The following is a 5,135-nucleotide window of genomic DNA, read 5'->3' on the forward strand; positions in this document are numbered from 1 at the left end:
CTTGCCTAGCTCCGCTTATCAAAAGCACAGGAAAGCTTTTCATATACTCTTTTATCTCATCAGCTACGGCTCGTTTGATGTACATAGTATTTTATCCTTAAATATTTAGGAGTATAATACTACAATATATATAAATTTACAAGGATGGTTTGGTTAAGATAATTGTATATTTAAATTTAATTCGAACTAAAACTGGCAAGATTAAGTCAGTCACTGTGATTTTCCATCACACTGAGTATTTTATTGGTAGAGTTTTAAGCAATATCACCTCAGATTTTCATATTGACAAATGGTGGCCAAATTTTACCTCAAAAGGAGCAGCACAATAACCATTTTTGGAATATTGCACAGGCTCTTTTATATTGCGACCTAACTTCCCAATAAATTTTTACCTCATAACTTTATCCAGTAGTGATTTATAGCTATCCACTACGTCATAGACCACGCTATCGTTGCTTATAGCCTTAAAATGCTCCTTTGCGCAGTGGATTTTGGACTCTTCGACTTGGCGAAGCTGCATAGAGTTCATAGACCCTTTAGTCTCCGCGACAAAATAAATGTACTTGATATCACCCTCATAAAATGCAATCGCCCTAAAAAGACAAACCTCTCCAGATACATCAGTCATATATATAGACGAATTTAAAGGAAATATAGAAAAAGAGAAATATCAGCTAGCGATGTATGATAAAAACCGTAAACTAGTAGATATATTAAGAAATAGACATTCACAAACAATAAAAAATATAATAAACGAATTTGAAATACAACCACAAGTAGTTGTAATGGATATGTTTAAGCCATTTAGAAGCGTAATAAATAGTAATATAGTTCAGGCCCAAATAGTAGCAGATAAATATCATGTAATAAGACAAGGGATATGGGCATTAAGAGATTTAAGAGTAGAATTATTTAACAAAGACAATGAAAAGTATAAGAAGTTAAAAAAATATTGGAAAATACTAAGTAAAAGCCCAATAAGTCAGTTTAGTCAAAGACAAAAAGAAATATTAAAAGAGATATTAAAAGTAGATAAGACATTGAAAAAGATGTATAGAATAATAAAAGAATTTTACAAGATGTTTGAGAGCAAGACAGTAAAGACAATGAGAAGGAGAATAGAACAATTAATTGAAAAATTGAGAGTATTTAATATAAAGCAAAGTATAAAACTAGCAGATACAATAACAAGTTGGAAAAAAGAGATAATAAATATAGTAGAATATGAAATAAACAATGGGTTTGTAGAAGGAAATAACAACAAAATGAAAGTAATAAAAAGAGTATCTTATGGACTAAGAAACTATGAAAGATTTAGAAAATTGATATATTTACGTCTTTGCAATAGATAGAGGTGTTTTTACACCCCCACTATTGACAAAGAACCATAATAAATTTTATCCGCTCTATAAATTTAAAAATTGAATACCCTTTTTACATACATTTAAAAGAAAAATTTATATATAATCCTAAGATAAAAAATTAATAATTATACTTAAGGAGCAAACGTGCAAATTCCTATTCGCTACGGCAAAGATGATATCATCGACCTAAGCGTTCCGGAAAAAAATTTACTGGGAGTTTTTAACCCCAACCCCGTGGCTAAATTCGACGAAACGGCACTCATCGCAAAGGCTCTGGCAAATCCAATAAACCAAAAAAGCTTTGATGAGTTTATCGCTGGCGATGAAAAGATCGTTATCATCGTAAATGACGGCACAAGGCCTACGCCAACTGCTAAAATTTTAAAGCAAATTTATCCAAAACTTCGCGATAAAAATAAAATTTTCATCATCGCCACCGGCTGCCACAGAGAGGGGACACTAGATGAATACAATATGATATTTTCTAAAGAAATTTACCCTGAAATTAGAGCTAAAAACGAGGTTCATGACCACGACTCAAAGCACGATGAGATGGTCTTTTTAGGCGAGAGCAAAAACGGCACGCAGATGTATCTAAACAAAATCGTAGCTGAAGCTAAAAAAGTGATCGTCATAGGTTCAGTCGAGCCTCACTATTTTGCAGGCTACACTGGCGGTAGAAAGGCGTTTTTGCCAGGTACTGCCTCATACGAGAGCATCACGCAAAACCACAAACTAGCCCTTAGTCCTGACGCTCAGGCTCTGCGCCTTGAGGGCAACCCTGTGCATGAAGATATGATCGATGCGATGAAGGTTCTTTCAAACATCGATGTCTTTTCTATACAGACAGTGCTTGATAGCGAGCATGGTGTCTATTACGCAAGTGCTGGCGATCTAAACGATAGTTTTTATGACTGCGTGAAAAAGGCTGATGAGGTCTTTTGCGTAAATATCCCACAAAAAGCCGACATCGTGATCTCGGTAGCGCCTTATCCTATGGATGTCGATCTTTATCAGGCGCAAAAGGGTGCGGACGCAAAAATAGTCATCTTGCCGTTTGGCTCTATGACTGTGCCTAAGGTTTAAGTATGGCTAAAATTTTATACTATGATGCTAGTTGCGGTATTAGCGGCGATATGAATTTAGGCGCGCTGGTGGATCTGGGCGCGGATTTTAGCTATCTTTGCGCCGAGCTTGCTAAGCTAAATTTAGCTAGCGAATTTTACCTACGCAAGCGCAAAGTGCTAAAATGCGGTATCTCTGCAACCAAAATAGACGTCGTTTGCGCGGCAAATCCGAGCCAAATTCCGCTTGGCCTCTTAGGCGCTAAATTTAGCCCGCGTCAAAATTTAAACGGCAAAATTCACGGCGCCGAATTTAGAGCGGATAAGCCCGCCCAAAACCATCCGCGTCCGCGAAATTTCACGCAAATTTTAGAGCTTATCGAGGGTTCTAGCCTAAGCGCTTTCGTAAAAAAAACGGCAAGCGAAATTTTTAGCGTTATCGCGCAGGCCGAGGCCAAAATCCACGGCACTAGCGCAGAGCAAGTACATTTCCACGAAGTGGGCGCCGCGGACAGCATCGCGGACGTAGTGGGTGCGGCTATTTGCTTGGAGGCCTTGGGTGCGCCGCAAATTTTTGCTTCGCCTATCGAGCTTGGCGGCGGTTTTGCGCACTGCGCTCACGGCAGGCTGACCGTACCGGCGCCTGCGGTTTGCGAAATTTTAAAAGGCGCGCAAGTAAGCCTAGGGCGAGCGAATTTCGAGATGACTACGCCCACAGGAGCGGCTATTTTAAAGGCCTGCGCACTAAATTTAAGGGAGCAAGACCGCCGCGAGTCGCCGCGAAATTTTAAAATTTTAAGCACGGGCTACGGCGCTGGCGATAAAGACGTCGCAGATTTTGCCAACGCGCTTCGCGTGATACTTTGCGAAACGAGCGAGGATTTAGGCTTGAGAGATGAGCCAAATTTGAGCGTGCAGATCGGCTATGGCGAGCTTTGCGAGCGGATTTTAATCTCCACTAATATCGACGACATGGACGCCGAGAGCTTTGCCTTTGCGTGCGATATTTTGCGAGATAGCGGCGCGCTGGACGTATTTAGCAGGTCTATTTTTATGAAAAAGGGGCGCGCGGGCTTTGAGCTAAACGCGCTGTGCCGCAAGCAGGACGCCGCGCGGATAAAGGGGCTAATTTTCGCGCATACGACGGCGATCGGAGTTAGAGAGTGCGTCGTGAGGAAAACGGAGCTTGCGCGCGAGTTTTGCGAGGTAGAGACTAAATACGGCAAAATAAGGCTTAAAATTTCGCGCGGCCGAGTTTGCGGTTTTAACGCCGAACAAAATTTAACGGACGAAAATTTAGCCCGAGATTACCCCGAAATTTTAAAAATCAAGCCCGAATTCGAGGACTGCAAAAAAGCCGCGCAGAGATTTCAAACGACGATCCGCGAGGTTAGAAACGAGACTTTAAAAAAATATGACGAAACTAGAAATTCTAAAAAATGATATAAAAAAGCTGGAAAATTTAGCCGTAGCGTTTAGCGGCGGCGTGGATAGCTCGCTACTGTTGCGCGTTGCCGCCGATACGCTAGGCCGGCGCGCGGTAGCTATCACGCTAAAATCGCCCTATATGTCGGGGCGCGAGATAAAAGAGGCGATGGAATTTACCCGTACTTACGGCATCAGGCACGAAATTTTAGAGCTAGAAGCGCCCGAAGCGGTAAAAAATAATCCGCAAGATCGCTGCTACGTCTGTAAAAAGGCGGTTTTTACACGGTTAATCGAGCTGGCAAAACATCTAGGCTTTACAAATGTCGCCGACGGTACGAACTTAGACGACCTTGGCGAATACCGCCCGGGGCTTAAAGCAAAAGACGAGCTTGGCGTGCTTTCGCCGCTTAAAGGCCTCAAAAAATCAGAGATTAGAGAGCTTAGCCGCGAGCTTGGACTGCCGACCGCGGATAAGCCCAGCTACGCGTGCCTTCTGACGCGTTTACCGCACGATAGGGAGTTTTCCGCGGAGGAAATTTCGCTCGTGGAGCGAGCCGAAAATCTGCTAATCTCGCACGGATTTTTAAACGTTCGCGCGCGATTTGACGGCAAAGCCTTTAAGCTGCAAATGGGTGCGAGCGAGACTAGACGCTTTTGCGCGGGAGATTTTAGCGCCGTCGTACGCGAGATCGCCGCGCTTGGCGAGTATGATATTTTGCTTGATTTAAAGGGGCTTCGCGGGGAGATTTTAAATGACGAAAGATGAGGCTTTAAATTTCATCCGTACCGTAAAATCGGGCGAAAAAAGCGAGCGCGAAGCGATAGAGTTTTTACGGTATTTTCCTTTTAGCGACGTGGGCTGCGCCAAAATCGACACTCAGCGCGCCCTGCGAAACGGCGCGGGCGAGGTGATCTACGGCGAGGGCAAGACCGATGATGAAATTTTGCGTATCGCAGAAGCGATCGGCGCGAGAGGGCAAAATATCCTAATCACGCGCACGAACGAGCGGGTTTTTGAGCGGCTGCGCGAAATCTTACCGCAGGTGGAGTTTAACGCTCGCGGCCGCGTCATCAGCGTCAAATTTAAAGAGCCCGCGCTCACGCAAAGCTACATCGCGATAGTTTCCGCAGGCACCGCCGACGGCGCGGTAGTGGAGGAAGCGTACGAAACGGCGAGATTTCTAGGCAACGACACGCGTAAATTTAGCGATGCGGGCGTGGCTGGGCTGCACAGGCTGATCGCAAATCTAGAGCAAATACGCGGGGCAAAGGTCGTGAT

The 5,135-nt window shown here is 43.6% G+C and carries 5 protein-coding genes and 1 pseudogene; 5 read left to right on the plus strand and 1 reads right to left on the minus strand.

The window, feature by feature from the left end; genetic code table 11:
• Positions 1 to 388: 388 nt before the first annotated feature.
• Positions 389 to 628, minus strand: coding sequence for a restriction endonuclease (locus tag RWM02_RS10445; protein WP_080656657.1), 240 nt, complete (start codon positions 626 to 628; stop codon positions 389 to 391).
• Between the two features lie 4 nt (positions 629 to 632).
• Between RWM02_RS10445 and RWM02_RS10450 the strand changes: the two genes are divergently transcribed.
• From RWM02_RS10450 to RWM02_RS10470, 5 genes and pseudogenes are all read left to right on the plus strand, one after another.
• Entirely contained in the window at positions 633 to 1,352 is a 720-nt protein-coding gene (locus tag RWM02_RS10450; protein WP_080656656.1) for a transposase, read from the plus strand.
• A gap of 156 nt (positions 1,353 to 1,508) precedes the next feature.
• Positions 1,509 to 2,399, plus strand: a pseudogene (locus RWM02_RS10455) (lactate racemase domain-containing protein); the annotation flags it as partial.
• Between the two features lie 53 nt (positions 2,400 to 2,452).
• Positions 2,453 to 3,871 (plus strand): nickel pincer cofactor biosynthesis protein LarC, encoded by a 1,419-nt coding sequence (larC, locus tag RWM02_RS10460; protein WP_021085667.1) that lies wholly within the window; start codon positions 2,453 to 2,455, stop codon positions 3,869 to 3,871.
• A complete protein-coding gene (larE, locus tag RWM02_RS10465) occupies positions 3,843 to 4,622 on the plus strand; it encodes an ATP-dependent sacrificial sulfur transferase LarE (protein ID WP_021085705.1) in 780 nt (259 codons plus the stop codon). The genes larC and larE overlap by 29 nt, the downstream gene beginning before the upstream one ends.
• Positions 4,609 to 5,135, plus strand: a 527-nt coding sequence (locus tag RWM02_RS10470; RefSeq protein ID WP_314072045.1) for a 1-(5-phosphoribosyl)-5-amino-4-imidazole-carboxylate carboxylase, incomplete at its 3' end; no start/stop codon positions are given. The genes larE and RWM02_RS10470, both read left to right, overlap by 14 nt.

This window comes from Campylobacter showae (genome assembly GCF_963515975.1).
In the GTDB taxonomy this organism is placed as follows: Bacteria; Campylobacterota; Campylobacteria; order Campylobacterales; family Campylobacteraceae; genus Campylobacter_A; species Campylobacter_A showae_F.